The organism is Nocardioides ginsengisoli (genome assembly GCF_039537225.1).
In the GTDB taxonomy this organism is placed as follows: Bacteria; Actinomycetota; Actinomycetes; order Propionibacteriales; family Nocardioidaceae; genus Nocardioides; species Nocardioides ginsengisoli.
Window position 1 is genome coordinate 1 of sequence record NZ_BAABAC010000037.1, and the last position, 26,421, is coordinate 26,421.

Annotated in this window: 27 protein-coding genes; 7 read left to right on the forward strand and 20 right to left on the reverse strand. The window is 72.3% G+C overall.

Translation table 11 applies throughout. The features are described from left to right. Positions 1-857, reverse strand: an 857-nt coding sequence (locus AB4880_RS18570; protein WP_367920716.1) for an IclR family transcriptional regulator, incomplete at its 3' end; no start/stop codon positions are given. Positions 858-1,035: 178 nt separating this feature from the next. Between AB4880_RS18570 and AB4880_RS18575 the strand changes: the two genes are divergently transcribed. The 3 genes from AB4880_RS18575 to AB4880_RS18585 are packed head-to-tail and all read left to right on the forward strand — an operon-like array spanning position 1,036 to position 2,965. Then, positions 1,036-1,893, forward strand: coding sequence for an LLM class F420-dependent oxidoreductase (locus tag AB4880_RS18575; protein WP_367920717.1), 858 nt, complete (start codon positions 1,036-1,038; stop codon positions 1,891-1,893). Then, positions 1,890-2,384 (forward strand): nuclear transport factor 2 family protein, encoded by a 495-nt coding sequence (locus AB4880_RS18580; protein ID WP_367920718.1) that lies wholly within the window; start codon positions 1,890-1,892, stop codon positions 2,382-2,384. The genes AB4880_RS18575 and AB4880_RS18580 overlap by 4 nt, the downstream gene beginning before the upstream one ends. Next, a complete protein-coding gene (locus AB4880_RS18585; RefSeq protein WP_367920719.1) occupies positions 2,381-2,965 on the forward strand; it encodes a TetR/AcrR family transcriptional regulator in 585 nt (194 codons plus the stop codon). The genes AB4880_RS18580 and AB4880_RS18585 overlap by 4 nt, the downstream gene beginning before the upstream one ends. Here the strand turns inward: AB4880_RS18585 and AB4880_RS18590 are convergent. The 5 genes from AB4880_RS18590 to AB4880_RS18610 form a co-directional block, all read right to left on the reverse strand. Then, the gene (locus AB4880_RS18590) at positions 2,949-3,683 is read right to left on the reverse strand and encodes an EI24 domain-containing protein (protein ID WP_367920720.1); all 735 of its coding nucleotides are present in this window, start codon (positions 3,681-3,683) and stop codon (positions 2,949-2,951) included. The two genes, AB4880_RS18585 and AB4880_RS18590, sit on opposite strands and share 17 nt — an antisense overlap. Before the next feature lie 11 nt (positions 3,684-3,694). After that, positions 3,695-4,654, reverse strand: coding sequence for a co-chaperone YbbN (locus AB4880_RS18595; RefSeq protein ID WP_367920721.1), 960 nt, complete (start codon positions 4,652-4,654; stop codon positions 3,695-3,697). A 25-nt stretch (positions 4,655-4,679) separates the two neighbouring features. After that, the gene (locus AB4880_RS18600; protein WP_367920722.1) at positions 4,680-5,216 is read right to left on the reverse strand and encodes a PH domain-containing protein; all 537 of its coding nucleotides are present in this window, start codon (positions 5,214-5,216) and stop codon (positions 4,680-4,682) included. A gap of 10 nt (positions 5,217-5,226) precedes the next feature. Continuing rightward, complete coding sequence (locus AB4880_RS18605; protein ID WP_367920723.1) at positions 5,227-5,397, reverse strand: hypothetical protein; 171 nt, start codon at positions 5,395-5,397, stop codon at positions 5,227-5,229. A gap of 114 nt (positions 5,398-5,511) precedes the next feature. Beyond that, on the reverse strand, positions 5,512-6,951 hold the full coding sequence (locus AB4880_RS18610) for a M1 family metallopeptidase (protein WP_367920724.1): 1,440 nt from the start codon (positions 6,949-6,951) through the stop codon (positions 5,512-5,514). Between the two features lie 174 nt (positions 6,952-7,125). Between AB4880_RS18610 and AB4880_RS18615 the strand changes: the two genes are divergently transcribed. Continuing rightward, positions 7,126-7,983: a serine protein kinase RIO gene (locus AB4880_RS18615; RefSeq protein ID WP_367920725.1), complete on the forward strand. Its 858-nt coding sequence runs from the start codon at positions 7,126-7,128 to the stop codon at positions 7,981-7,983. On the opposite strand, the gene AB4880_RS18620 is transcribed toward AB4880_RS18615, so the two are convergent. The 7 genes from AB4880_RS18620 to AB4880_RS18650 all read right to left on the reverse strand — a co-directional run bounded on the left by AB4880_RS18620 (position 7,980) and on the right by AB4880_RS18650 (position 16,056). After that, positions 7,980-9,032, reverse strand: a complete 1,053-nt coding sequence (locus AB4880_RS18620; RefSeq protein WP_367920726.1) for a maleylacetate reductase — start codon at positions 9,030-9,032, stop codon at positions 7,980-7,982. The genes AB4880_RS18615 and AB4880_RS18620 overlap by 4 nt on opposite strands. Next, positions 9,029-9,892: a dioxygenase family protein gene (locus AB4880_RS18625; RefSeq protein ID WP_367920727.1), complete on the reverse strand. Its 864-nt coding sequence runs from the start codon at positions 9,890-9,892 to the stop codon at positions 9,029-9,031. The genes AB4880_RS18620 and AB4880_RS18625 overlap by 4 nt, the downstream gene beginning before the upstream one ends. 2 nt (positions 9,893-9,894) lie before the next feature. Beyond that, positions 9,895-10,962, reverse strand: a complete 1,068-nt coding sequence (locus tag AB4880_RS18630; protein WP_367920728.1) for an alpha/beta hydrolase family protein — start codon at positions 10,960-10,962, stop codon at positions 9,895-9,897. Next, complete coding sequence (gene mhpA, locus AB4880_RS18635) at positions 10,959-12,521, reverse strand: bifunctional 3-(3-hydroxy-phenyl)propionate/3-hydroxycinnamic acid hydroxylase MhpA (RefSeq protein WP_367920729.1); 1,563 nt, start codon at positions 12,519-12,521, stop codon at positions 10,959-10,961. Before mhpA ends, AB4880_RS18630 begins: the two co-directional genes overlap by 4 nt. Before the next feature lie 85 nt (positions 12,522-12,606). Beyond that, positions 12,607-13,611: a helix-turn-helix transcriptional regulator gene (locus AB4880_RS18640; protein ID WP_367920730.1), complete on the reverse strand. Its 1,005-nt coding sequence runs from the start codon at positions 13,609-13,611 to the stop codon at positions 12,607-12,609. Between the two features lie 44 nt (positions 13,612-13,655). Next, the gene (gene metX, locus AB4880_RS18645) at positions 13,656-14,759 is read right to left on the reverse strand and encodes a homoserine O-acetyltransferase MetX (protein ID WP_367920731.1); all 1,104 of its coding nucleotides are present in this window, start codon (positions 14,757-14,759) and stop codon (positions 13,656-13,658) included. Between the two features lie 10 nt (positions 14,760-14,769). Next, positions 14,770-16,056: an O-acetylhomoserine aminocarboxypropyltransferase/cysteine synthase family protein gene (locus AB4880_RS18650; RefSeq protein ID WP_367920732.1), complete on the reverse strand. Its 1,287-nt coding sequence runs from the start codon at positions 16,054-16,056 to the stop codon at positions 14,770-14,772. Between the two features lie 116 nt (positions 16,057-16,172). On the opposite strand from AB4880_RS18650, the gene AB4880_RS18655 reads away from it, so the two are divergent. Beyond that, positions 16,173-17,255, forward strand: coding sequence for an LOG family protein (locus AB4880_RS18655; protein ID WP_367920733.1), 1,083 nt, complete (start codon positions 16,173-16,175; stop codon positions 17,253-17,255). Between the two features lies 1 nt (position 17,256). Here AB4880_RS18655 and AB4880_RS18660 read toward each other — a convergent pair whose 3' ends face one another. Next, positions 17,257-18,387, reverse strand: coding sequence for a glycosyltransferase family 4 protein (locus tag AB4880_RS18660; RefSeq protein WP_367920734.1), 1,131 nt, complete (start codon positions 18,385-18,387; stop codon positions 17,257-17,259). A gap of 131 nt (positions 18,388-18,518) precedes the next feature. Here AB4880_RS18660 and AB4880_RS18665 point away from each other — a divergent pair, with 131 nt between their 5' ends. Further along, positions 18,519-20,255 carry a TIGR03767 family metallophosphoesterase gene (locus AB4880_RS18665; RefSeq protein ID WP_367920735.1) on the forward strand — a complete coding sequence of 579 codons (1,737 nt, stop codon included), beginning with the start codon at positions 18,519-18,521 and terminating at the stop codon, positions 20,253-20,255. A gap of 95 nt (positions 20,256-20,350) precedes the next feature. Here the strand turns inward: AB4880_RS18665 and rlmN are convergent, their stop codons facing one another. After that, positions 20,351-21,502, reverse strand: coding sequence for a dual-specificity RNA methyltransferase RlmN (rlmN, locus tag AB4880_RS18670; protein ID WP_367920736.1), 1,152 nt, complete (start codon positions 21,500-21,502; stop codon positions 20,351-20,353). 76 nt (positions 21,503-21,578) lie between these two features. Next, a complete protein-coding gene (locus tag AB4880_RS18675) occupies positions 21,579-21,950 on the reverse strand; it encodes a hypothetical protein (RefSeq protein WP_367920737.1) in 372 nt (123 codons plus the stop codon). 96 nt (positions 21,951-22,046) lie between these two features. Here AB4880_RS18675 and AB4880_RS18680 point away from each other — a divergent pair, with 96 nt between their 5' ends. Further along, entirely contained in the window at positions 22,047-22,856 is an 810-nt protein-coding gene (locus AB4880_RS18680) for a tryptophan 2,3-dioxygenase (protein ID WP_367920738.1), read from the forward strand. 9 nt (positions 22,857-22,865) lie between these two features. Here AB4880_RS18680 and AB4880_RS18685 read toward each other — a convergent pair whose 3' ends face one another. The 4 genes from AB4880_RS18685 to AB4880_RS18700 form a co-directional block, all read right to left on the reverse strand. Next, positions 22,866-23,741 carry a phosphatidate cytidylyltransferase gene (locus tag AB4880_RS18685; RefSeq protein WP_367920739.1) on the reverse strand — a complete coding sequence of 292 codons (876 nt, stop codon included), beginning with the start codon at positions 23,739-23,741 and terminating at the stop codon, positions 22,866-22,868. Positions 23,742-23,764: 23 nt separating this feature from the next. Next, positions 23,765-24,319, reverse strand: a complete 555-nt coding sequence (gene frr, locus AB4880_RS18690) for a ribosome recycling factor (RefSeq protein WP_367920969.1) — start codon at positions 24,317-24,319, stop codon at positions 23,765-23,767. A 62-nt stretch (positions 24,320-24,381) separates the two neighbouring features. Then, complete coding sequence (pyrH, locus tag AB4880_RS18695) at positions 24,382-25,095, reverse strand: UMP kinase (RefSeq protein ID WP_367920740.1); 714 nt, start codon at positions 25,093-25,095, stop codon at positions 24,382-24,384. A 102-nt stretch (positions 25,096-25,197) separates the two neighbouring features. Next, on the reverse strand, positions 25,198-26,421 hold the full coding sequence (locus AB4880_RS18700) for a hypothetical protein (protein ID WP_367920741.1): 1,224 nt from the start codon (positions 26,419-26,421) through the stop codon (positions 25,198-25,200).

Here is a 26,421-nt window from a genome sequence, read left to right on the forward strand (position 1 = left end):
GGCGTGGCGGCGGGCGTGGCGGGCGTGCCGGCGCGCGCCGGACGGGACGGCCCGGGCGCGGTCTCGGGCTCCGGGAAGAGGTCGGCCGCGGTCTGCCGGGCGGCACGCAGCACGAGCGGCGCGACCCGCTCGACGGGCGCGCGCAGGTCACCGACGAGGGAGACCGCGCCGACCGCGCCCTCGGGGCTGCGGATGGCGGCCGCGACGCAGGCGATGTCGGGGTGCGCCTCGCCACGCTCGTAGGCGACGCCGTGGCGGCCGCGGATCCGGTGCAGCTCCTGGTGCAGCAGGGTGACGTCGGTGATCGTCGACTTCGTCAGCCGCGCGGGCCGCGCTTCGACGATCTCGTCGACGCGCTCGGCCGGCAGCCAGGCGAGGATCGCCTTGCCGAGGGCGGTGGCGTGGGCCGCGGCGTGACCGCCGACGCGGGAGGGCACCCGGGCGGCGAAGCGACCGCCGATCTTGTCGAGGTAGCGCACGTGCGCACCATCGAGTACGGCGAGGTGGGCGACCAGCCCGGTACGGACCTGCAGCTCGTGGAGGTACGGCGCCGCCGCCTCGCGCAGCTCGGTGTCGGCGCGGCCGCCCCCACCCAGGCCGAGCGAGCGCGGCCCGAGCGAGAAGCCGAACGAGGTGTGGGCGAGCCACTCCAGCCGGACCAGCTGGTCGAGGATCCGGTGGGCGGTGGACCGCGGGAGGTGCGTGGCCCGCGAGACCTGCTCGAGGGTCAGCCGCGCGGCGGGCGACTCGAAGGCATCCAGGATCAGCGACATCCGCTCCACCATGGACGGCGGCAGGTCGCGGCCACCGGTGGTGGCGGAACCCTGGGCGACCGGCTCGACGATCTGAGCGCTCATGACTGCTCCCCCTCGGCAAAACTGAAATGAATTCTTGTTTTCGGATCCGAAGGTAGCAAGACGAGACGAGCACCACAAGACCCCGCTCCGGGCGAGCCCGCCACTCACCGGGAACGCCGCGCCACCGCCGGCGCCGCGGGTGCTTGACTGCCCGCCGTCCCCACCGGAAGGAAGCACCGTGCAGCTCGGCATCGTCAGCCCGATCGTGACCGCCAACCCCGGCGCCCACGCGCCGTGGGAGGAGAAGGCGGGCATCGCCGAGCTGGTGCAGGTCGCTCAGGCCGCGGACCGGCTCGGATTCCACCACCTGACCTGCAGCGAGCACGTCGCCGTCCCCACCGAGGCGGCCACCCAGCGCGGCGGCACCTACTGGGACCCCCTGGCGACCTTCGGCCACCTCGCCGCGGTGACCGAGCGACTGCGGCTGATGACCCAGGTCCTCGTCATCGGCTACCACCATCCGCTCGCCATCGCGAAGCGCTACGGCACCCTCGACCTGGTCAGCGGTGGCCGGCTGATGCTCGGCATCGGCGTCGGCTCGCTGGAGGAGGAGTTCGCGCTCCTCGGCGCCCCCTTCGCCCGCCGCGGCGAGCGGGCCGACGACGGGCTGCGCGCGCTCCGCGCCAGCCTGGGGCGGCGCGAGCCGTCGTACCACGGCACCCACTACGACTTCGACGGCCTCGTCGTCGAGCCGCACGCCGTGCAGGAGCGGGTCCCCCTCCTCATCGGCGGACGTACGGCGCGCAGCCTGCGCCGCGCGGTCGAGCTCGGCGACGGCTGGGTCCCGTTCGGGCTCGGCCTCGACGAGCTGCACGCCATGCTGACGAGCCGCGAGCTGCCTGCCGGTTTCGAGGTGATCCTCTCCCCCGGCCGGATGGTCGACCCGATCGGCGACCCCGGCGGTACGACGACCCGCCTGGCCCGCGTCCGGGAGGCCGGTGCCACCCTCGTCACCACGGCCGTCGAGGCCACGTCCGCCGACCACTACTGCGACCAGCTCGAGACGCTGGCCGCTCTCGCGAAGGAGATCTCATGACCGACGACCGCCTGGCCGCACTCGAGCGCCGGCTCCAGCGCCTGGAGGACGAGCGCGAGATCGTGCAGCTGCTCACGACGTACGGACCGCTGGTCGACTCCGGCTGCGCCGACGAGGTGGCGGCGATCTGGACCGAGGACGGCGTCTACGACAACGACGTCATCATGATGACCGGCCGCGACGAGATCCGCGCGATGGTGCGGTCGGAGTCCCACCAGGGCTTCATCGCCGGCGGCTGCGCCCACTTCAACGGCCCGGTCGCGGTGCAGGTGGACGGCGACACGGCGGTCGCGGTCACCCACTCGCTCATGGTCCTGCACGAGGACGGCGGCTTCCGGGTCAACCGCGCGACCGCCAACCACTGGCAGCTGCGCCGTACCGACGAGGGCTGGCGGGCCACCGTGCGCACCGGCCGGATCCTCGACGGCCACGAGCTGGCGCACGGCCTGCTGCGCACCGGCGCGCTGGGGCAGCTGCCGCCGACACAATGACGTCCGGCGCAACGACGTCCGTCGCGGCGCTGACGCCGGCCGGCCGCGCGACGCGCGAGTCCATCGCGGACGCCGCGCGCCGACTGTTCGCCGAACGCGGCTTCGACGGGGCGTCGGTCCGGGCGATCGCGGCCGAGGCGGGCATCGACCCGGCGCTGGTGATCCGGCACTTTGGCTCCAAGGAGGGCCTCTATCTGAGCACCGAGGACACCACCCTCGGCATCAGCACGGTCCTCGAAGGCCCGGTCGAGTCCGCCGGGCGCCGTCTGGTCGGCTATCTGTTCGGTCCCGGCCAGCCGGCCCTGCGTCGACGGTACGTCGCGCTCGCGCAGGCCGCGCACCGCGACGGCGTCCGCGAGGAGCTGGTACGACGCAGCGCCGACGAGTGCGTCGCTCCCCTGGCCGCGCGGCTGACCGGCCCGGACGCCGAGCTGCGCGCGTCCCTCGCGCTCGGCCAGGTGGCCGGGCTGCTCAACCTGCTGTTCCTGCAGCGGACTCCGGCCGTCGTCGACGCGGACCCCGAGACCGTCATCGCCCGGTACGGCGACGCGGTGCAGCGCCTGCTCACCCCCGAGGGCTGAGCTCCAGCGCCTCCCGCGCGAGGTAGGTCGCCCCCGCCACCGCGGCGGGCATCACGAGGATCCCGCCGAACGGCACGAGGAAGCACGCCTGGACGCAGATCCCGAAGCCGAGCATCGCGCCACGGTGCCGGCGCATGAGTGCGGCCCGGGCGGCGCGGTCCATGCCACGCGCCTCGAGCGGGCGGGAGACGAGCTCTCCGGCGAGCAGCCGGCCGGCGACGACGAGGCCCGCGACGGCGCCGACGATCGAGCCGATGACGGGCAGCAGACCGACGACGAAGACGCCGATCGCGGTGAGGATGCCGAACGCGACGAGCACCAGCCCGTCGAGCGCACCCCGGATCCAGCCGACGCCGTGCTCGGGGACGTCGCCGCCGATCGAGAGCTCGACCTCCTTCCAGATCTTCTCGTAGAAGGGGTCGCCGACGGCCAACGTGAGGCCGGTGAAGGTGACGATCGCGAGCATCACCGCGCCGACCAGCACCAGCAGGTAGAGCGCGCCGCGGACCAGCCCGCGCACCGCCGCGTCCCAGTCGTCGGCGAACGGCGTCGCCCAGTCGATCAGGTCGTCGGCGGTGAACGCGAGCGTCGCGAGCAGCGCCAGGACGACGACCGCGACGATGGCCGCCGGCAGGATGCCGAGCAGCATCAGTCGCGGCCGCTCCCGCCACAGGCGCAGCCCGCGGAGCAGGAAGCCGGCTCCGCGCGCGAAGCCCATCGGGCTCAAGCTCAGAACAGGGCCGATGCCAGCGCCTGGCGCCCCTTGAGCACCCGCGGGTCGTCGTTGCCGACCGCGCCGAACAGCCCGAGCAGGTGCTCGCGGACCCGGTCGCGGTCCTTGCCCGCCGTACGACGGACCAGCTCGATGAGCCGCGCGAAGGCGTCCTCGACGTGGCCGCCGAGCATGTCGAGGTCGGCGACCATGGTCTGCGCGTCGACGTCGTCGGGGTTGGCCGCGGCGGCGGCGCGCGCCGCGTTGAGGTCGACGCCCTGGGTGCGCTGCAGGACCTTGGCCATGGCCAGGCCGGCGACGGCCTCGTGGTCGGCGGGATTGGCGTCGGCGAGCTTCTGGTACTCCGCGACCGCCCGGTCGATGTCGCCGTCCGCGAGCGCCTCCTGGGCGGGGGCGTAGCGCGGGTCGAGCTCGGGCTCCCCGTCCTCGCTGACCTCGCCGGCCGGGGCGCCGAAGGCGTTGGGCTGGTGGCGCCCGGCGATGCCCTGCGCGGTGAGCTGCTGGGCGAGCTGGTTGAACAGCGCCCGGATGTCGTCGATCGGCGCCGCACCGGGGATCGGCTGCGTGGCCGGGCGGCCGTCGAGGATGACGAGCATCAGCGGGACCTGCGGGATCTGCATCGCCTGCGCGATCTGCGGGACGGCGTCGACGTCGATCGTCGCGGCGAGGAAGCGGCCGTCGTACTCGTCGGCGACGGTGACCACGTCGCTCGCCAGCTGCGTGCTCTCCGGCGACTGCGACGGCGAGTGGAAGACGAGCACGACCGGCGCCGTCATCGAGGCCTCGAGCACGGTCTGGAAGTTGGCCTCGTCGACCGCCACCGAGTACGCCGACGTCGAGCCGCCGTTGCTGCCGGGCGCGCCGGCCGGGGCGCCACCGCTGGGCGCGGCGGGCCGCTGCTGCTTCAGCGCGGACAGGTCGATCGCTCCGGGGCGGGAGAACGGCTGCTGCGTCATGGCGCCAATCCTACGAACCCCGGACTCAGTTCGGGACGCGCGGCCCCCGCAGGCCGGCGCGCTGCACCACCCGCTGGATGGCGAGGTCGCGCTCGTCGGGCCGCCCGACGTACCGGATGTCACGCAGCCCCTGCTCCTGCGCGGCCGACTCGAAGCAGAAGTGCCCGAAGCCGAGGAGCCGCCCGTGCAGCGGCTTCTTGACCGAGATGTCGAGGATCCGGCTGAGCGGCATGGTGGCGAGGCTCTGGGAGAGGACGCCGTGGACGCGGAAGACACGCATGTTGGTGATCACGAAGTGGTCGCGCAGCACCGCGAGCGCACCCCAGGCCGCGTGGACGAGCAGCGCCGACGCGACGACGATGAGGAACCACGCCACCTGCACCGAGACGAACCAGCTCCACACGAGCAGCACCATCGCGATCGCCGCCTCGAAGCCGGGGCGGAGGTAGGCGAACCAATGGTGGGTCACCTCGTCGACGACGACCTCGCCCTCGTCGCGCAGCAGATGCTTGCCGATCTTCGGGTCTCCGAGCCAGCGCACCAGGCCGGCGCCGTACGCCATCGCGCGCTCGCTACTTCATGGCGCCGACGAAGTCGATCACGCCGCGGAACGCCTGGGTGGCGAGATCCCACCCCTGGCCCGCGAGCGACTTCGACGTGGTGGCCAGCCCGGACGGGTCGGTGAACATCCAGAAGCCGATGAAGACGATCACCACGAGGCCGAACAGCTTCTTGGTGTTCATGAGCGGGGCTTCTCCATCCTGGTGCGGGCGTGCTCGGGAGCACGGGTCGACACATTGGTACCAAAGGTCCCACCCGTCACCGTGGAGGCGCGCCCTGCGCATCCCCACCGAGGCTCACGGGCAGGCGTGGTCCAGACCATGGTCCGCCGTGGCGGCCGGCGCGGCGCCCGAGCGCAGCCAGGCGTCGAAGAAGCCGCTCAGGTCGACCCCGGCGACGCTCGAGGCGAGCGCCTCGAACTGCTCGATCGTGCCGTTGCCGCCGCGGTGGTCGCTCACCCAGCGCCGCAGCAGGGTCGTCATCGCGCCCGCGCCGATCCGGTGCTGCAGCGCGGCGAGGGTCAGCGCGCCACGGTCGTAGACCGGGTCGTCGAAGACGTGCGCGGGCCCCGGGTCGGCGATGTTCAGGCGCCAGTACGACGACGTGGGCGTGCCGCACGCGGCGTCCCAGCCGCTGTCGAGGTACTGCTCGACGCTCGGCCCGCCGTGCGCGGCGGCGTACTGGACCTCCATGAACGACGCGAAGCCCTCGTTGAGCCAGATGTCGCGCCAGCGCCGGACCGCGACGCTGTCGCCGAACCACTGGTGCGCGAGCTCGTGGACGACGACGCTCGGGTAGATCCAGCTGCCGTACGTCGGCCGGGTCTGGTTCTCCAGCGCGAAGCCGACCTCGAGGCTGGTCACCAGCCCGCCGGTGGTCGCGAACGGGTAGGCCCCGAGCCGGCTCTGCAGCCAGTCGGTGACCGCGGCGGTGCGCCGCAGGACCCGGGTGATCCGCGGCTGCTGGTCGCGCGGGAGGCGCTTGGACACCGCGTTGTAGTAGGGGATGCCGGACGCGGAGCGGCCCTTCTGGATCGCGAAGTCGCCGGCCGCGAAGAACGCGAGGTAGGTCGCCATCGGCGCGGTCTCGCGCCAGTGCGTGGTCGCGCGGGCGCCGGAGATCTTGCGGCCGACGCGCACGCCGTTGCCGACGACCTGCTTGCCGCGCGGGACGTTGACCCGCACGTCGTAGGTCGCCTTGTCGGACGGGTGGTCGTTCGACGGGAACCACCAGGGCGCCATGTGCGGCTGGTTCATCGCGACCACCTCGGCCCGGTCGGCCAGCCAGTTGCGCTCGCCCGCGTAGCCGTAGGCCGCCGGCCGGCCGCCGTACCGGACGACGACCTTGAACTGCTGCCCCTGGGCGATCGCGTGCGCGGGGACGACGCGCAGCTCGTGCTTGCTCGGCTTGCGGAAGCTCGCCGCCCGGCCGTCGACCGTGACACCGGTGACGGGCAGCAGCAGGTCGAGCGAGAGGCTGCGGAGGTCGTCGGTGGCGACCATGGTGATCGCGGTCCGCCCGGTCAGCCGGCCCGTGCCGAAGTCGTAGCGGACCCGGATGTCGTAGTGGCGGGCGTCGGTGCCGCCGTTGCCGTCGAGGGGCCAGTACGGGTCGGGGCCGCGGTCGGAGCCGGCGACCGGCGGCCCGGCGGTCGGCGATTCGGCCTGGGCGCCGGCGGTGCCGGCGAGACCGAGGGCGAGGAGGGCCACGAGCAGGATCCGAGGGAGGCGTCGCACCCGAGCCAACCTACGGGCCGATAAATCGGTTGTCATCCGAACCGCGCAGCCGCCACCCTGGGTGCGTCCGTCCGCGCGTCCCGCGGACCTGTCGAGAGGAGCGTGACATGTCGATCGCTGTCGTCGGCCTGCCCTCAGTCCGCACCCTCATCCTCTCGACCCCAAGGACCCACCTTGTTCCAGGAGAACCTCTCCCCTGACCTCACCGGCCTCGACTCCCGCTTCGTCTTCGACTACGTCAGCTATGACGACCTCGGCGACGGACAGCGCTGGTCGACCTGGCTCGACGTCGAGCCGCTGTCCCGTGGCCCCGAGCCGCGCCCCGACTGGGTCGTCACCTCGCAAGGCGCGATCGACACCGAGCTCGGCATCCTGAAGACCGGCAAGGAGGCCGACGTCTTCCTGCTCGACCGCACCGACCCGCACGATCCCGCCCAGTCGGTGGTGATGGCGGCCAAGCGCTACCGGTCGCCGGAGCACCGCAGCTTCCACCGCTCCGCCAGCTACACCGAGGGGCGCAGCATGCGCCGCTCCCGCGACGAGCGCGCACTCAAGCGCAAGAGCACGTTCGGCCGCGAGGTCGCCGCCGGCGAGTGGGCGGTCTCCGAGTGGACGGCGCTCAACCGCTGCTGGGAGCTCGGCCTGCCGGTGCCCTACCCGGTGCAGGTCGACGGCACCGAGATCCTCATGGAGTGGATCACCGGTGACGACGGCGAGACCGCGCCCCGGCTCGCCCAGACCCGGCCGGAGCCGGCGCTCCTGGCGTCGTACTTCGACCAGCTGCGGGCGGCGATGTCGACGCTCGTGCAGTCCGGGCTCGTGCACGGCGACCTGTCGCCGTACAACATCCTGGCGGCGGGCGAGCGGCTCGTCGTCATCGACCTCCCCCAGCTCGTCGACCTGGTCGGCAACGCCCAGGCATTCGACTTCCTGCTGCGCGACTGCACCAACATCTGCGGCTGGTTCGCCCGTCGGGGCTTGGAGGTCGATCCGCAGGAGCTCTTCGGCGAGCTGATGACCCACGCCTTCTAGCGGGGCCCGCGCCAGGCCGCCTCGAGGATGGCCCCGAGCTCGGCCCGGGTCGGCGGACGCGGATTGCTGTACGGCGCCGCGAGCACCTCGTCAGCCACCCGGGCCAGATCGGCGTGGTCGACGCCGAGCGCGACCAGCGCGTCGGGCGCCCCGACCCGCGCGCCGAGCTCGCTCAGCGCGCCCGGCACGTCGCTCGTGTCGAGCGCGCGACGCAGCACCGCGTCGGCCTCGGGCGCCGCCGTCAGGTTGTAGGCCGCCACGTGCGGCAGCACGATCGCGTGCGTCTCCGCGTGTGGCAGGTCGAGCATCCCGCCGAGCACGTGGCACAGCTTGTGGTGCAGGCCCATCGTGGTCGCGCCGAGGCACGCCCCGCACAGCCAGGCGCCCTGGAGCGCCCGCGCGCGGGCGTCGGCGTCGGTCGGGTCGGCGACGACGACTGGCAGCGCCGCGGCCAGGTCGCGCACGCCCTGCTCGGCCATCGCGGCGATGATCGGCGTCCCGTCGGGCGCGTAGAGCGCCTCCACGGCGTGTGCGATCGCGTTGAGCCCGCTCGTCCCGGACACGACCGGCGGCAGGGTCAGCGTGAGCTCGGGGTCGTAGACGACCGACCGCGGCAGCACCCGGCGGTCGCGGCCGGTCTGCTTGCGGCCGTCCTCGGTCAGTCCCCAGATCGGCGTCATCTCCGAGCCGGCGTAGGTCGTCGGAACGGCGAGCACGGGCAGCCCGTGCCGCAGCGCGAGCGCCTTCCCGAGCCCGATCGTCGAGCCGCCGCCGACCGCGACGCATCCGTCGGCGCCGACCGCGTCGACGACCTCGGCCGCCTTGTCGACCGTCGCGACCGGCACGTGCATCCGGGCCTGGTCGAAGATCCCGGCCGCTCTGTCGCCCAGCAGCCCGGCGACCTGCTCGGCCAGTCCGCGTTGCTCGGGCGTCACAAGCACGAGCACCCGCGCCATCGCGAGGTGCTCGACCTCCTCGACCACGCGGCCCAGGCTGCCGGTCCCGAACACCACCCGCATCGGCAGTGCCTCGTGCACGAACCCGCTCATGCGGCCTCCTCCGGCACCAGTCGGATCTCCACCCGGGCCTGCCGGAAGGGCGCGCTCACGCCGTACTGCTCGGCGAGCGCGGGGTCGTCCACGACCGCGAAGTCGTGCACCAGGCTGGTCTTCACCGCGAACACCGCATCGCTGTCCAGATAGGGGCTGTCGGCCACGAACAGGTGCGTGGTGACCGTCGTGAAGCCGTCGGCCTCGGCGATCATGTGGACGTGCGCGGGCCGGTAGGGATGCCGGCGGCTCGCCTCGAGCAGCCGCCCGACCGGCCCGTCGGTGGGGATCGGGTAGTGCGACGGCACGACCGACCGGAACCAGAAGGCGCCGTCCGCGTCGGCGGTGAACAGGCCGCGCCCGTTCCCCGGAGGCTGTACGTCGGGCCGCTGGACGTCGTAATAGCCCTCCTCGTCGCACTGCCAGATGTCCACGGTGGCGCCGGGGATCGGCCGCCCGTCGAGGTCGACGACCACGCCCGTGACGACGCACGGCCGCTCGAGCCCGACCTCGCTGATCGAGTCGCCGAGCTCACGCCGCGGCGACTCGGTCATGTGGAAGGGCCCGAGGACCGTCCCCTCGGTGCCGTGCTCGTCGTCGTTGATCGACTCGACGAGCATCGAGACGCCGAGGACGTCCGACAGCAGCACGAACTCCTGCCGCGTGTCGTCGCACTTCTGTCCCACCTCGGTGAGGAAGCCGATCGCCTGCTCCCACTCCGCGAGCGTCGGCCGGATATCGCGCACCAGTGCGTGCAGGTGTCGCACGACGCCCTCGAAGACCTCGCGCCGGCGCGGGTCCGGGGTGTCGGCGAAGCTGGCGAGCACGGCGTCGAGCGCCGTCTCCTCGTTGAAGTCCATGCTCACTGTCCTCCTGCGGGATGGTCGCCCAGATGGTCGGCGAACCAGTCCGCGACGAACGCGGTGCGCTCCTCGGCGTGGTTGTAGATCGTGTGGTCGCCGTCGGCCCACTCTCGCAGGCTCGCCTCCCCTACGGCAGCCTCCAGGAAGGGCTGCTGCTCGGCGAGGGTGACGATCGGGTCCTCCCCACCGTGGAGGACGAGCACCGCGCCGGAGATCCGGTCCTCGGGGCGCAGGGCGATCCGGTCGAAGTTGGCCTGCACCGCGGCCGCGTCGCTCGTGCCGAGCATCGCCCCGGCCTGCTCGTCGAACGTCCGGAAGCCCAGCAGCCGCGGCCGAGCAGGCGCTCCGTTGACGCACACCGCGGCGATCCGCGGGTCGCTCGCGGCCGCCGTACCGGCGAAGAGGCCGCCCATGCTGTTGCCCCAGGTGCCCACCCGGCCGCCGAGCGAGGGGTCGGCGAGCACGTGGTCGACGAAGGCCGAGTAGGCCGCGCGCACGTCGACGTCGAGCAGCACTCCCCCGCGCATCCGCGTCTCGCCCTGGCCCGGACCCTCGACCAGGAAGGCCGCCAGGCCGCGCGCGAGCAGGGCGTCGGCGGCACGGAGGTAGGTCGCACCCCAGCCGCTCTGGCCGCCGAGGACGATCACCGTCCCGTGCGCCGTGCCGGCCGGTCGGAGCAGCCAGCCGAACATCCGCCCGGCGCCGTACGGCAGGGTCACCTGCGACCACGACGGCTCGGCGATCGCGCCCGCGCGGCCGACCGTCGCGGTGAAGCGGGCGTAGAGGCCGGCCCGGTGCGCGCTGTCGTCGTTGAACGCCATCTGCGCGAACAGCAGCGCCGCCGCCGACCACCGGAAGGCCTCGCGCGCGGTCACCAGGTGCCCGTCGGCGAGGGCCTTCTCGGCCTCGGCCGCGCGGTCGTCGGCGATCGCGACGAGCGCGTCGTCCCAGGCGGCGCCGGCGTCGGTGGCGGCCCGGAGTCGCCGTACGTCGGCGGGGGCGAGGCCACCGTCGAGCATCCGCTCGGGCGACATCGACCGCCAGAGCACGCCGGCCGGGGCCGTCACGCGACGGTCCATGCGAGCCGGTCGCGGAGCTGGCCGAGCGCGGCCGGCAGGTCGGCGAGCGAGCCCGCCCAGAACAGGTGGTAGTCGGGGCGGCCGAGGAGAGCCTCGACGCCGTGCTCGGCGAAGTAGGCCGCATAGGTCCCGTCGACGTCGACGACCTCGTCGAGGGACGCCGTCACCCCACCCAGCTTGTCGAGGAAGGCGAGGTCGTCGGCGCCCAGCGCGTCGCGCAGGCCGGACGTGGCGACCAGGCTGAAGCCGCGGCCGACGACATCGTCGAAGAGGCCCTCGAGGTCGCCCGAGCGCACGACGCCCTGCGGCGTCAGTGTGCCCGCGAGCGGGCTGACCGCACCGTCGGCATCGTGGTGGACGACGCCCGCGACGATCGTCGGGAACGGCGGCGGGGGTGGGACGTTGCCGGTCCGGAAGGCCTCGTCGCGCGCGGCCGCCTCCGCCGGATCGTGGGTGTTGGCGACCTTGCCGAGCGCGGTCGAGATCTCGGTGATCGCGGTCGCGTGCGGCCGGCGCTCGGCCTCGTAGGTGTCGAGCAGCTCGTCACCGGCGAGCCCGCGCAGCACCAGGTCGAGCTTCCAGCCCAGGGTGATGCCGTCGCGCATGCCCGAGCACGCCCCCTGCCCCATGTACGGCGGCGTGGTGTGCGCCGCGTCGCCCGCAAGGAGGACGCGTCCCTGCCGCCACGACTCCGCGATCCGGCCCTGGAAGGTGTAGACGACCTGGCGCAGGATCTTGAGGTCCTCCGGCCCCAGCCCGTGGGTCTTCTCGAGCCACTCCCACGCGAACGCCGGATCCTCGTAGGCCGCGGCGTCCTCGCCGGGCAGCACCGCCATCTCGAAGCGCTGCCGGCTGCGACCGATCGGCATGAACATGTGGCCGCGTGCGGGATCGCAGAACTGCGTGGTCCGGGAGAACCGCTCCGGCAGGGGCCGCAGCTGCTGGGTGTCGATGTTGAGCCACCGGTCGTCGACGCCGTTGTCGCTGCGCTCGATGCCGAGCGTGGCGCGGACGAAGCTGTTGGCCCCGTCGGCGCCGACGACATAGGACGCGGTGATCGTCCGCTCCTCGTCGGCGTGCGACCACTGGCCCGTGCGGGACTGGCTCCACGGGCGGGCGGTCAGCTCGACGCCGTCCTCGTGGGGCCGCAGGCCGACGACGGACCAGCCCTGGTTGACCTCGACGTTGCCGCTGCCGCGGGCGCCGGCGTCGACGGCCTCCTCGATGTCGGGCTGGTACATCGAGATGTGTGCCGGGTGGCCGGCCGACGTGCCGCGCCAGTCGAGCTCGACGAGCAGCTCGCCCGCGGCGTTGAAGAAGCGGAAGTGGTCGACCGGCAGCGCGTCGCGCAGCGCGTGGTCGAGGTCGCCGACCGACGCGATCACCCGGGCGGTCTCGCCGTCGATGTGGGTGAGGCGGGGCAGGCCGTAGAGGCCGGGCCACCGTTCGAAGACGACCACCTTGTGGCCGGCGCGGCCGAGGGCCGAGGCGAGAACCAGGCCGCTGGGGCCGTATCCGACGATCGCGACGTCGTACTCATTGCTCATGGCACGGACGCTAGGTTCGCCGCGCCTCGGCGACGATCCGCTTCCCGTCAGGGTGATCCGGTGAGCGACTGCAGTGTGCGGGAGGTCACTCCGGGGCGGCGCGCAGGGTCGCGGAGGGCTGCTCGCCGTACCGCTCGAGGTAGGCGCCCGCGAAGCGCGGCACGTGGGTGAATCCCCAGCGCAGCGCGACGTCCGCGACCGTCACGCCGCTGCCCGGCCGGGCCGCGCGCAGGTCGGCGTGCACCCGCGCGAGCCGCACCTGCTGGAGGTACTGACGGGGCGAGACGCCGACGCTCTCGCGGAAGTGCCGCTGCAGCGAGCGGGCGCTGACGCCGGCCTCCTCGGCGAGTCGCTCGACGGAGAGCTCCTCCTCGGGGTGGCCCTCGATCAGGTCGATCACGCGCTTGACCGGCGTCGGCCGGTGGGCGCCTCGGCGCCGCTCGGCGAGCTGCTCGCTGTAGTTGTGCGGCTGCGCGAGCAGCAGGCCCGTCATCAGGAAGGACGACCACGGATCGGTGCCGTCGAGGCTCTCGGCGAGGCCGACCTGGTCGGCGGGTCCGTCGATGTCGTCGACGAGCAGCCGCACCGCCTGCGCCCAGGAGGCCGCGGCGCGGGTGCGCAGGTCCATCGCCATCCGGAACCGGATCGGCGCCACCACGGTCCGGCCGAGCAGCAGCTCCAGGTGCCGCTCCAGCGCGAACCGCTCGAAGCGCACGTGCAGCTGGCGATAGTCGTCGCTGAGCGCCATCCGGGCCTGCATCCGCGGCGAGATGATCCCCGCCGTGTGGGGGTCGACGAGCACCTCGTCGTCGCCGCAGGTGATCCGGTTGCGCCCGCCCCAGGACAGGTTGACATCGTAGTAGTCGACCTGCTCGGTCAGCGTCGCGCTGAGCTCGGCACCGCGGTGCTCGCCGTAGACCAGCGAGAGCGGGCCGAGCGGCGCGACCGCCACCGCGACCCGCTCCAGGTGCCCCGCGTGGCCGGTGGGGACCAGCCGGTGCGGGGTGAGCGCGCGGGAGACCGACACCCGAAACTCGTCGAGGTCGGTGGCGTCGACCACCGAGAACCTCTCGAGCACCGGCTTGGCCATTCGTTCATGGTAGCCAGCCGGTCGCCCGCGCAGGAGCGCTCCGATCAGGAGAGGAAGGCGCGCACCCGGTCGTGGTAGCCGTCGGGCTCCAGCAGGAAGGAGTCGTGCCCCCACGGCGAGGTCAGCTCGGCGTGCTCGACGGCCGCTCCGCGTGCGGCCAGCTGGTCGCGGATCCGCACCGAGTGGGCGGTCGGGAACCGCCAGTCGGTGTCGAACGAGATCAGCTCGAAGCGAGTCGACGGGACGACGCCCTGGTGGGCGCCGAACGGGTCGAAGTAGTCCATCGGCCGGGTGAGGTGGAGGTAGGACAGCGCGTCGAAGCGGTCGAGGAAGGACTCGCCCTGGTGCTGCAGATAGTGCTCCACCTCGAAGTCCGCGGCCAGCCGCTTGTCGTGACCGGCGGTGTCGCGCCGGTGCCCGAACTTCTCGGCCAGGGAGAGCTCCGAGACGTAGGTGATGTGAGCCATCATCCGGGCCACCTTGAGCCCGTGCCGGGGCGTGACGCCGTGCTCGAAGTACCGGCCGTCTCGGAAGTCGGGGTCCTCGAGGATGGCGGCGCGCGCGACCGCGGAGAACGCGATGTTCTCGGTGGTCAGCCGCGAGCTGGCGGCGACGAGGACGGCGCGGTCGATCCGGTCCGGCTCCTGCAGCGCCCACTCCAGGACCTGCATGCCACCGAGGGATCCGCCGACGGCCGCGTGCAGCCGGTCGACGCCGAGGTGGTCGAGCAGCCCGCGGTGGGCGCTGACGAAGTCGGCCATGTCGAGCGCCGGGAAGTCGGCCCCGTAGGGCCGCCCGGTCGCGGGGTCGATCGACAGCGGTCCCGTCGTACCGGAGCATCCGCCGAGCAGGTTGGCGGCGATCACGAAGTATCGGTCGGTATCCACGGCCCGACCGGGGCCGATCAGGTTGTCCCACCAGCCCGGGCGACGGGCGCCCTCGTGCCAGCCGGCGGCATGGGCGTCGCCGGTGAGGGCATGGCAGACGAAGACGGCGTTGTCCCGGCTCGGGCTCAACGCGCCGTAGGTCTCGTAGGCGACCTCGACATGGGGCAGCTGTGCCCCGGAGGCGAGCACCAGCGGGCCGTTCTCGGTGAGAACGGCCCGCTGGGTCGCGACGATGCCGAGACCGCCGTCGGCGGCGATCACGTCGCTGACGTCACTTGGCGGCGGTCAGCGCCTGGTCGAGGTCGGCGATCAGGTCGTCGACGTGCTCGATGCCGATCGACAGCCGGACCAGCTCCTCCGGGACGCCGGCCGCCTCGAGCTCGTCGGGCGTGAGCTGCGAGTGGGTCGTCGTGGCGTTGTGCACCGCGAGCGACTTGGCGTCGCCGATGTTGACCAGGTGGCTGAACAGCTCGAGCGCCTCGATGAACCGCTTGCCGTCGTCGCGTCCGGACTTGAGGCCGAAGGACACCAGGCCGCCGTAGCCCTTGCCGGTGAAGTAGCCGTCGGCCACCGCCTTGTAGGGGTTGTCGTCGAGGCCCGGGTAGGACACCCAGGCGACGGAGTCGTGGCCCTGGAGGTACTGGGCGATGGCGAGCGCGTTGGCGCTGTGGCGCTCCATCCGCAGGTGCAGGGTCTCGAGGCCCTGCAGGAACAGCCACGAGTTGAGCGGCGCGATCGCGGCGCCGGTGTTGCGCAGCAGCACCGTGCGGGCGCGGATGATGTAGGCCAGGTTGCCGACGGCCTCGGTCCAGACCACGCCGTGGTAGGCGGAGTCGGGCTGGGTGAGGCCCGGGAAGCGCTCGGCGTGGGCGGCCCAGTCGAAGTTGCCCGAGTCGACGATGATGCCGCCGATGGAGGTGCCGTGGCCGCCGATGTACTTGGTGGCGGCGTGCACCGCGACGTCCGCGCCGTGCTCGAACACCCGCGCCAGGTACGGCGTCGTGGCCGTGCTGTCGACGATGAGCGGCAGGCCCTGCGCGTGGGCGGCGTCGGCCCAGGCACGGACGTCGACGACATTGACCTTCGGGTTGCCGATGGTCTCGGCGAAGACCAGCTTGGTCTTGTCGTCGACCAGCGCGGCCAGGTCCTCGGGGCGGTCGGGGTCGACGAAGCGGACCTCGATGCCGTACTGCGGCAGGGTGTGCGCGAAGAGCGCGTAGGTGCCGCCGTACAGCGTGGAGACGGCGACGATGTTGTCGCCGGCGTAGGTCAGGTTGAGCACCGAGTAGGTGATCGCGGCCGAGCCGGACGCGGTCGCGAGCGCGCCGACGCCGCCCTCGAGCTGGGTCATCCGGTCCTCGAACACCGACTGGGTCGGGTTCATGATCCGCGTGTAGATGTTGCCGGGCTCGGACAGCGCGAAGAGGTTCGCCGCGTGCTCGGTGTCGTTGAAGACGTACGACGTGGTCTGGTAGATCGGCACCGCCCGCGCGTTGGTGGCGGGGTCGGCCTGCTCCTGACCGGCGTGGACGGCGAGGGTCTCGGGACGATGGGTCATCGTGCGGTGCTCCTGTCGGGATGCTTCGCTGGGGGGGAACGCCCAGCCTAAAGTCAAGTAAACCACTACAGTTTAAATGAGTCCGCCATCTGGTCTTCCTCGCTAGCGTGCTGCCCGTGAGAAGCAGACGCGGCCGGATCGTCGTCGTGAGCACGCTCGCCGACTTCGACCGGCGGGTGGCCGACGGCGCGCGGCGCCTCCAGGGCTGGCGCCTGGTGGGCCTCGACCTCACCGAGCGGTCCGAGGCGCTGGCCGCGAGCGACGTCAGCCGCACCACCTTCGTCGGCTGCGCCTTCGCCCCGGGCGACCGCGACCGCCTGGTCGCGCGCGGCGCCCTCGTGCTGCCCGCGATCGGCACTCCCCCGGTCAACCCGCAGCGCGCCGGCCTGTACGCCGCCGACGAGCTCTACGACGCCGTCCCCTACGCCGACAGCCTCGACGCCCGCGCCTACGCCTGGTCGCAGCGCACCAACGGCCACGCCGACACGCTCGCGCAGGCGCTGCACGACGAGTCGATCGACCGCGCCCTCGCCGCCTGGATCCGCGACCGCTCGCTGGTCGGCGTGATGGGCGGCCACGCCGCCGACCGCGGCATGCCCGCGTACGCCGACGCGGCCCACCTGGGCGCCCTCCTCGGGCGCCGCCATGTCGTCGCGACCGGCGGCGGGCCGGGCGCGATGGAGGCCGCCAACCTCGGCGGCCGCTTCGCCGCGGCACCCCCCGGCGCCCTGGACGCGGCGCTCGACCGGCTCGCCGCCGTCCCGTCCTTCCGGCCGTCGATCGACGCCTGGGCCGCCGCCGCGCGCGACGTCCTCGCGCTCGACCCGCGGCCCAGCGCCTCCCTCGGCGTCCCCACCTGGCACTACGGCCACGAGCCGCCGAACCTCTTCGCCACCGCGATCGCGAAGTACTTCCGCAACGCCCAGCGCGAGGCGATCCTGCTCCAGCTCTGCGACGCCGGCATCGTCTTCCTGCCCGGCGCCGGCGGCACGGTGCAGGAGGTCTTCCAGGACGCGTGCGAGAACTACTACGCCGCCGACACCGCCGTCGCCCCGATGGTCCTCGTCGGCCGCGCCTACTGGACCGAGGAGCTGCCCGCCTGGCCGCTGCTGCAGGCGCTCGCGCGCGGGCGGGTCATGGAGAAGCACGTGCACCTGGTCGACACGGTCGAGGAGGCGGCGGCGCTGTTCGCGGAGTAGCTCAGGCCGCGCGCACGCCGACCCGCGCGCCGATCACCGCGCGATAGTGCGCCACCAGCTGCTCGTTGATCGCCCACCACGAGCGCCGCTGCACCGACTGCACCGCGGTGGCGCCCATCGCCGTCCGCAGCGCCTCGTTGCGCGCCAGGACGTCGACCGACGCCGCCAGGTCCGCGCCGTCGCCCGGCCGGTAGAGCAGACCGGACGCGCCGTGCGTGACGACGTCGACCGGCCCGCCGGCGGCCGGCGCGACGACCGGGACGCCGGAGGCGAGCGCCTCCTGCGCCGACTGGCAGTAGGTCTCGTAGCGGCCCGTGTGCACGAAGATGTCGAGCGAGGCGTAGGCCCGGCTCAGGTCGTCGCCGTGCAGCAGCCCGAGGAAGCGCGCCCGGTCGCCGAGCAGGCCGCGCAGCCGCTGCTCCTCCGGGCCGCCGCCGACGATCACCAGGGCGTAGCGCGGATCGTCGGCGAGGTGCGTGAGCAGGTCGAGCTCCTTCTCGGCGGCCAGCCGGCCGACGTACCCGACGAGGAGGCGGCCGTCGGTCGCGAGCCCCTGCCGCAGCGTCTCGTCGCGGTGCCGCGGGTGGAAGGCGACCAGGTCGACGCCGCGGCCCCACCGGTGGACCGCGGGGACGCCGAGCGCCTGCAGCTGCTCGATGCTCGCGGTCGACGGGGCGAGCGTCCGGTCGACGTGGTGGTGGATCCGGCGGGTCAGACCGGCGGCCGCACGGGCGCCCCCGGGGACGTCGTACCGCTCGGCGAACCCGACCAGGTCGGTCTGGTAGATCGCGACGGTCGGGATGCCGAGCTCGGCCGCGGCGCGCGAGGCCTGGTAGCCGAGGGTCGCCGGCGAGGCGATGTGGACGACGTCGGGCCGGTACTGCGCCATCACGTGCCGGAGCCGGCGGCGCGTCTCGAGGCCGAGCCGGAAGTCCGGGTAGAAGGGCAGGTTCGCGCCCCGGGAGCGGCGGACGCGGAAGCCGGCGTACATGTCCGGGCCGGTCGGCGCGACCAGCTCGGCCTCGTGTCCCTCGGCGGCGAGATGCTCGAGGACCCGGCGCACGGAGTTCGTGACGCCGTTGATCTGCGGAAGGAACGACTCGGCCACCACCAGCACGCGGAGCTTGTCCATGGCAGCGACGCTAGGAACGCTCCGGCAACGTGCCCCCACGGTTGATGGAGGGTCCGGCGACCGGTGCGTGAACGGCTGGGGACGGGTCCGGTACGACGTGACCCGGCTCACCGAGGCTCGTTGCCACCTTCGTGGAGATCTCTCGCCGAAACCTGATCCGCAATGCCGTCACGGCCGGCGGGCTGACCGCCGCGGCCACCGCGCTGCCGGGCGTCGTCCGGCCGTCCCCGGCTTCCGCCGCCCCCACCGTCCCCGGCACCAGTACGGCGACCCTGGAGCGCACCTACACCCGCGGCGCCGCCGGCGCGGGCGGCTACCGCAAGGTGATCGCGGTCGCCGGCGAGCCGCACCACGTCCGCGCCGGCCTCGGCGTCGAGGCCGCCGCCGGTCGCGAGACCCGGCGCCAGGCGATGCTGGCGTTCGTCCAGCTCAGCGACGTCCACGTCGTCGACGCCCAGTCGCCGCTGCGCCTGGAGTGGGCGGACCGACTCGACGACCCGGGCCCGCTGCCCGCGACGGGGATCTTCACGTCGTCGTACCGGGCGCAGGAGATGCTGACCGGCCAGGTCGCCGACTCGATGGTCCGCGCGATCAACCAGGTCGCGAACGGCCCGGTCACCGGCAAGCCGCTGGCGCTGGCGATCCAGACCGGCGACAACTCGGACAACTCGCAGTACAACGAGGTCCGCTGGAACATCAGTCTCCTCAACGGCGGCGAGGTCCGCGTCGACTCGGGCAACCTGCGCACGTGGGAGGGCGTCGCCGACAGCAACCCGCTGACGTACGACGCGGCGTACTGGCACCCGGACGGCGCGCCGAAGGGCAAGCTGGTCGACCGGCCGCGCTCGGAGTACGGCTTCCCGGTCGTGCCCGGCCTGCTCGACGCCGCCCGCCGCCCCTTCACCGCCGAGGGCCTCGACATCCCGTGGTACTCCGTCTTCGGCAACCACGACGGCCTCGTCCAGGGCAACTTCCCCGCCAAGACGCTGCAGCTGAACCTGATCGCCACCGGCGCCCTCAAGGTCATCTCGCCGCCCGCCGGTGCCGACCCGCAGCAGCTGCTCCAGGACCTCTTCGCCGACCCCGCCGCGCTGCTCACGAACCTGCTCGGCGGCGCGCTCAACTCCGGCGTCCGCCTGGTCACCGCCGACCGCGACCGCCGGCTGTTGTCGCGCAAGCAGATCGTCGAGCAGCACTTCGCGCTCGGCGGCGCCCCCTTCGGCCACGGCTTCACCGACGTGAACCGCCAGCAAGGCACCGCCTACTACACCTTCGACCAGGGCGCCTTCCGGTTCGTCGTCCTCGACACGGTCAACCCGAACGGCTACTACGACGGCTCGCTCGACAAGACCCAGTTCACCTGGCTGACCGACCTGCTCGCCCGCTCCACCGACAAGGTCGTGATGGTCTTCAGCCACCACACCTCCGACTCGATGGGCAACCCGCTCGTCGCGACCGGCGGCTCCCTCGAGCCACGCGTCACCGGCGCCACCGTCCTCGACGCCCTCCTCGCCGCACCCCAGGTCATCGCCTGGGTCAACGGCCACACGCACGTCAACAAGATCACCCCGCGCCCCCGCCCCGGTGGCGGCGGCCTCTGGGAGATCACCACCGCCTCCCACATCGACTGGCCGCAGCAGGCCCGGATCATCGAGGTCGCCGACAACGGCGACGGGACGCTGTCGATCTTCACCACCATGGTCGACCACGCCGGCCCGGCCTCGGTCGGCGCGGGCACGGCGGACGCCGTACAGCTGGCGGGGCTGGCCCGCGAGCTGGCGGCCAACGACTGGCATGACGGGAGCAAGGGACTCGGCACACTCGACGACCGGAACGTGGAGCTGCTCGTGGACAACCCGCTGGCCTGAGCGGCCGTCGTACCGGACGATTCGGTCGTCAATCGGCCCGTTTCGCGACCATTTCGTCCGGTACGACGAGCGAGCGCCTGGGCTGACCGCTCAGCTCACTCCTGCGCGGCCAGCTGCCCGCACGCCGCGTCGATCTCGTTGCCCCGGGTGTCGCGGACCGTCGTCGCCACGCCCTTGGCCTCGAGGCGGCGGACGAACTCAGCCATGTCGCCGTCCTCGGACCGCGTGAAGATCTTCCCCTGGAAGACGGGGCCGCCCTTGGTCGGGTTGAGCGGGATGAGGTTGACGTGGACCCAGCCGTGCCCGCGCTCGTTGAGGACGTCGGCCAGCAGGTCGGCGCGCCACGCCTGGTCGTTGATGCCGCGCATCATCGCGTACTCGATCGACACCCGCCGACCGGTCTTCGCGAAGTAGCCGTAGGCCGCGTCGACGGTCTCGGCGACCGAGAAGCGCGTGTTGATCGGGACCAGCTCGTTGCGCAGCTCGTCGTCGGGCGCGTGCAGCGACAGCGCGAGCGTGACCGGGATGCCCTCGTCGCCGAGCTGGTTGATCCGGGGCACGAGGCCGACGGTCGAGACGGTGATGCCGCGCGCGGACATGCCGTAGCCGTCGGGGGCCGGCTCGGTCAGGCGTCGTACGGCGCCGACGACGGCCTTGTAGTTGGCCAACGGCTCGCCCATGCCCATGAACACGACGTTGTTGACGCGGCCGCGCCCGCCGGGAACCTCGTCGCGGTCGAGCGCGCGGGCACCGGCGAGGACCTGCTCGACGATCTCGGCGGTCGACATGTTGCGCTGCAGACCGCCCTGGCCGGTCGCGCAGAAGGGGCACGCCATGCCGCAGCCGGCCTGGCTCGACACGCACATGGTGGTGCGGCCGGGGTAGCGCATCAGGACCGACTCGACGAGCGCGCCGTCGAACAGCTTCCACAGCGTCTTGCGCGTGGTGCCCTTGTCGGCCTCGAGGGTGCGCAGCGGCGTCATCAGGTCGGGCAGCAGGGCGTCGACCAGCTCGGCGCGCTGGGCGGCCGGGAGGTCGGTCATCTGCTCGGGGTCGTCGACGAGCCGCGAGAAGTAGTGGGTCGCGACCTGCTTGGCGCGGAAGCCGGGCAGCCCCATCTCGACGAGCAGGTCCTTGCGCTCGGCGGGGGTCAGGTCGGCCAGGTGCCGCGGAGGCTTCTTGCGCCCGCGCGGCTCGGCGAGGACGAGGGGAAGCGGCTTCGGCGCGGCGGCAGGCTGGTCGGACATAGCGCCGACGATTCTCCCACCTCGACGAGCGCTCACCCAATCGCGCACCGCGCGGGGAGCGCCCCGGCGGGAGCGCTCAGGCGTCCTTCTGGTAGAGGAACCAGCCGACCGCGACCGCCACTCCCCCGACGACGACGGCCGTGGCGACCATGCCGAGCAGCATGTAGCGCCCGAACCGGCGCGTGTGGTGCGGCACCAGCAGCCCGATCGGGACGACGAGCAGGAGCAGCACGAACGGGAAGAGCTCCTCGACGCGCTTGTAGCCGGCGATCCACTTGATGATCGCCGCGTAGAGCCCGGGGACGACGATGATCGACACCATGCCGGTGAAGAACCCCGCGAGGGGGAAGAAGACCGGGTGCCCGCGGTGGAACCAGTCGGGACGGCGCGACCGCTGGTCGTCCGTCTCACGCGGTGCGGCCACCTCGGCCTCGTCTGCGTCGCTCATGTCCGGGCGATCGTAGCGGGCACACCCTGGGAGGCACGCTTCCCGGCGACCGTGTCGTACTGGCAGCGAGCCTCACCGACCTGTGAGAGTAGGCCGGTGACCGATCTCACCGACCCGAACGCCCAGCACCCCGCGCTCACCTACAGCAGCTACCTCGCGCTGGACGACGTCCTCTCCGCCCAGCACCCGCGCTCCGACGAGCACGACGAGCTGCTGTTCATCGTGATCCACCAGGTCTACGAGCTGTGGTTCAAGCAGATGCTGCACGAGCTGGGCGGCCTGCAGCGCCGCCTCGAGTCCGGCGACACCCCGCACGCGCTGCACACGCTCGGCCGGGTCCGCGCGATCCTCAAGGTCGCGGTCGCCCAGATCGACGTCCTGGAGACCATGACGCCGCGCCAGTTCACCAGCTTCCGCGGCCGCCTCGACGCCTCCAGCGGCTTCCAGTCCGAGCAGTTCCGCGAGCTCGAGGCGACCCTGGGCCGCCGCGACCGCCGCGTCTTCGAGCACTACCCCGAGGGCAGCGCCGGCCGCGACCGGATCGCCGCCGCGATGTCGCGCCCCTCGCTCTTCGACTCGTTCCTGCGCTACCTCGTCACGCAGGGCTACGACGTCCCTGCGGCCGCGCTCGAGCGCGACCTCACCGCGGCCTGGGAGCCGTCCGCCGACGTCCAGCGCAGCATCCTCACGGCGTACGCCGACGACAGCGGCGCCGCGCAGGTCGCCGAGCGCCTGGTCGACCTCGACGAGGGGCTGCAGGAGTGGCGCTACCGGCACGTGAAGATGGTCGAGCGGACCATCGGCCACAAGCCCGGCACGGGCGGCTCCTCGGGTGCGGAGTACCTGTGGAGCACGGTCAGCCGCCAACTGTTCCCGGACCTGTGGGCGGTCCGCAGCGAGATGTGAGGCGCCGGCTCAGAAGATCGCGTAGTGGAGCAGCAGCCAGATCGGCGCGATCGTCGCGAGCAGCGAGTCGAGCCGGTCCATCAGGCCGCCGTGGCCCGGGATCACCTGGCTCATGTCCTTGATCCCGAGGTCACGCTTGATGACCGACTCGCACAGGTCGCCCAGCGTCGCCATCACGACCGCGATCAGGCCGAGCGCGACGCCGATCCACCAGTCGCCGTCGAGCAGCCACACCACCAGCGCGATGCCGGCGCCGATGGTCGCGATGGTCGAGCCGGCGAAGCCCTCCCAGGACTTCTTCGGGGAGATGACCGGCGCCATCGGGTGCTTGCCGAAGAGGACGCCGGCGATGTAGCCGCCGATGTCGGAGGCGATCGTCACCAGGATGAACGTGACGATGCCCTGGACGCCCTGGTCGTCGAGGCCACCGCCGTCGCGGCCGCCCTCGCCCAGCATGAGCGCGACGAAGGAGCCGAGGAAGGGCACGTAGACGAGCGCGAAGACCGAGGCGGTGGCGTTCTTGACGTAGCCGTCGACGCCGCGGCGCAGCAGCCACAGCATGATCGCCAGCGCGCTCACCGCGGTCGCCGTGACGAGCGCGTCGGCCCCCCACAGGTAGGCGACGACGACCATCACGACGCCGCCGATCATCAGCGGCTGCTCGGGCAGGTCGATGTCGCGCGCCAAGAGCCCCTTGCGGAGCTCCCAGACCGCGACCACCACGGCAGCCGCGACGATCAGCATGAACGCCGGCTTCCAGAACAGCAGGCTGGCCGCGATCGCGGCCAGCAGGACGACGGCCGAGCCGACCGCCGCCTTCAGGTCACGGCCGGCGCGGCCGTGGTCCTTCTTCGGGGCAGCGTCGTTCGCCGGAGACGTCGTCATGGAGTGGAGTCGGAGAGTCGAGGTCAGACCTCGAGCAGCTCCGCCTCCTTGCTCTTCAGCAGCTCGTCGATCGCGTCGGTGTGCTTCTTGGTGAGCGCGTCGAGCCGCTTCTCGGCGCCGGTGACGTCGTCCTTGCCGACCTCGCCGTCCTTCTCGAGCTTCTCGAGGCCCTGCTTGGCCTTCTGGCGGACCTGGCGGACGGCGACCTTGCCGCCCTCGGCCTTCTCCTTGGCGAGCTTGATGAACTCCTTGCGGCGCTCCTCGGTCAGCTCGGGGAAGACGCAGCGCAGGGTCTTGCCGTCGCTGGAGGGGTTGACGCCCAGGTCGGAGTCGCGGATGGCCTTCTCGACCGCGTTGATCGCGCCCACGTCGTACGGGGAGACGACGATGATGCGCGCCTCGGGAGCCGTGAACGACGCGAGCTGCTGCAGCGGCGTGGGCGAGCCGTAGTAGTCGACCAGGATCTTGCTGAACATGCTGGGGTGCGCCCGGCCGGCACGGATCGCCGCGAACTCCTCACGGGTCGCGTCGACCGACTTGCCCATCTTCTGGTCGGCCTCGTTGAGCGTGTCGTTGATCACCGGTTCTCCTTCGTTGCCTTCTACGCCTACTGCGCTACCGCCGCTGCTGCCTCGAGGGCTCAGCCTGCGCTGACGCGCGTACCGATCTTCTCACCCTGCACGACCCGCAGGATGTTGCCCTCGGGCTCCATGCCGAACACGATCATCGGGAGCTTGTTCTCGCCGCACAGGGCGAACGCGGTCTGGTCCATGATCCGCAAGCCCTCGGTGATCGCCTGGCTGTAGGTCAGCTCGTCGTACTTGGTGGCCGTGGGGTCGATCTTGGGGTCGGCGCTGTAGACGCCGTCGACACCCTTCTTGGCGACCAGGACGACGTCGCACTTGCTCTCCAGCGCGCGCTGGACGGCGACCGTGTCGGTCGAGAAGTAGGGCATGCCCATGCCGGCGCCGAAGATCACGACGCGGCCCTTCTCCATGTGGCGGATCGCGCGCCGCGGGATGTAGGGCTCGGCGACCTGCCCCATCGTGATGGCGGTCTGGACGCGGGTCTCGACCTCCATCTTCTCCAGGAAGTCCTGGAGCGCCAGGCAGTTCATGACGATGCCGAGCATGCCCATGTAGTCGGCACGGACGCGGTCCATGCCGCGCTGCTGCAGCTCGGCGCCGCGGAAGAAGTTGCCGCCGCCGGTGACGACGGCGATCTGCACGCCCGCGTCGACGACGGCCTTGATCTCGCGTGCGATGGACTGCACCACGTCGGGGTCGACGCCGAGCTTGCCGCCGCCGAACACCTCACCGGAGAGCTTCAGGAGGACTCGCTTGTAGCCGGGCACCGGGGTCCTTCCATGAGTTCGAGGAATGCGCGCGCACGAAGCGCCCGCGACGGTCGAGGTTACCGTGTCCGGGCGCCTCGCCGTGAGTGCGGGGCGCGGCGACTACCTGTTCCTTGTGGCCAGGACGACACCGACGATCGCGCCGATCACGATCAGCGCGGCCAGGACGGCGAACGCGATCTTCACCGCGCTGTAGGGCCGATCGCCCACCACCTCGCCGGTGTTGGCGTTGACCATCACCTGCCAGGTCTGGCCCTGGTAGAGGTAGGTCGCGATCCACAGCGGCATCAGCAGCAGCTTGAAGGTCGGGTTGTTGTAGGTGACGTTGAGGCCGCTGATCCGCTGCTCGTCGCCGCCGATGTCGTGGCGAACGTCGTCCTTGATGACCTCGACCATCTGCTGGCGGGCCTGCTCGGCGCCGACGACCGGGTCGACGTCGTAGCGGACCGTGGAGTAGCCGGTGATGAACTCCTCCTGGAAGGGCTTGGCCTCCCCCAGCTGCCACGGCCCCATCTTCTGGACCTTCTTGGGGTCGAGAGCGTGGGAGCCGAGCACCACGACGTCGTCGAAGAACCGGCTGACGTGGCCGCTGGCGTGGCGCCACGCGGTGTGCCGCTGCTGGTAGGTCTCCGTACGTGTGCCGCCCTGGCCGTCGGAGACGGTGCGGGTCTCGGTCGTGTAGTAGTAGTCGCCGCGCTGGCCCTCGTAGTCGCTCTCGGTGGCGGCGTCGAAGGTCCAGTGCGGGAGGTAGGTGCCGGTCAGGCCCTCGGTCGAGCCGACCTGCTTGAGCGCGTTGGGCGCGAACCGGCGGCTCGAGATCCAGTTGCCGAACGCCGCCCGCGCCTGCTTGCGGTCGATGTGGAACGGGATGATGCCCTCGGGCTCGACGAGCCCCTCCGGCACGTCGGTCGCGACCAGCGCGCCGCCGCAGAACTGGCACTTCGACGACAGCTCTGAGGTCACCGACACCGCACCACAGTTGGAGCAGCGCAGCTCGTGGTCGGCGACGAGCGAGACCAGGGTGTTGGTGTTGCGCGCCTCCCAGTCATTGAAGGAGTGCTCCTGGATCTGGGCGTCCTTGAGCACGATCGTCTGCTGGGAGCCGCAGGACTCGCAGCGCAGCTTGTCGGTGCCGGGCTCGTAGGCCAGCTGCCCGCCGCAGTTGGGGCAGACGGCGGACGTCGGCGTACGGCCGGCCAGGTCGTCGGCCAGGTCGTCGGCCAGGTCGTCGGCCAGGTCGTCGGCCAGGTCGTCGGCCTGTTGCGGGGGCAGCGGCGGGGGCCCGCCGGCCGGCGGACCCGGCAGCGGCGGTGGCGTCTCGGACAC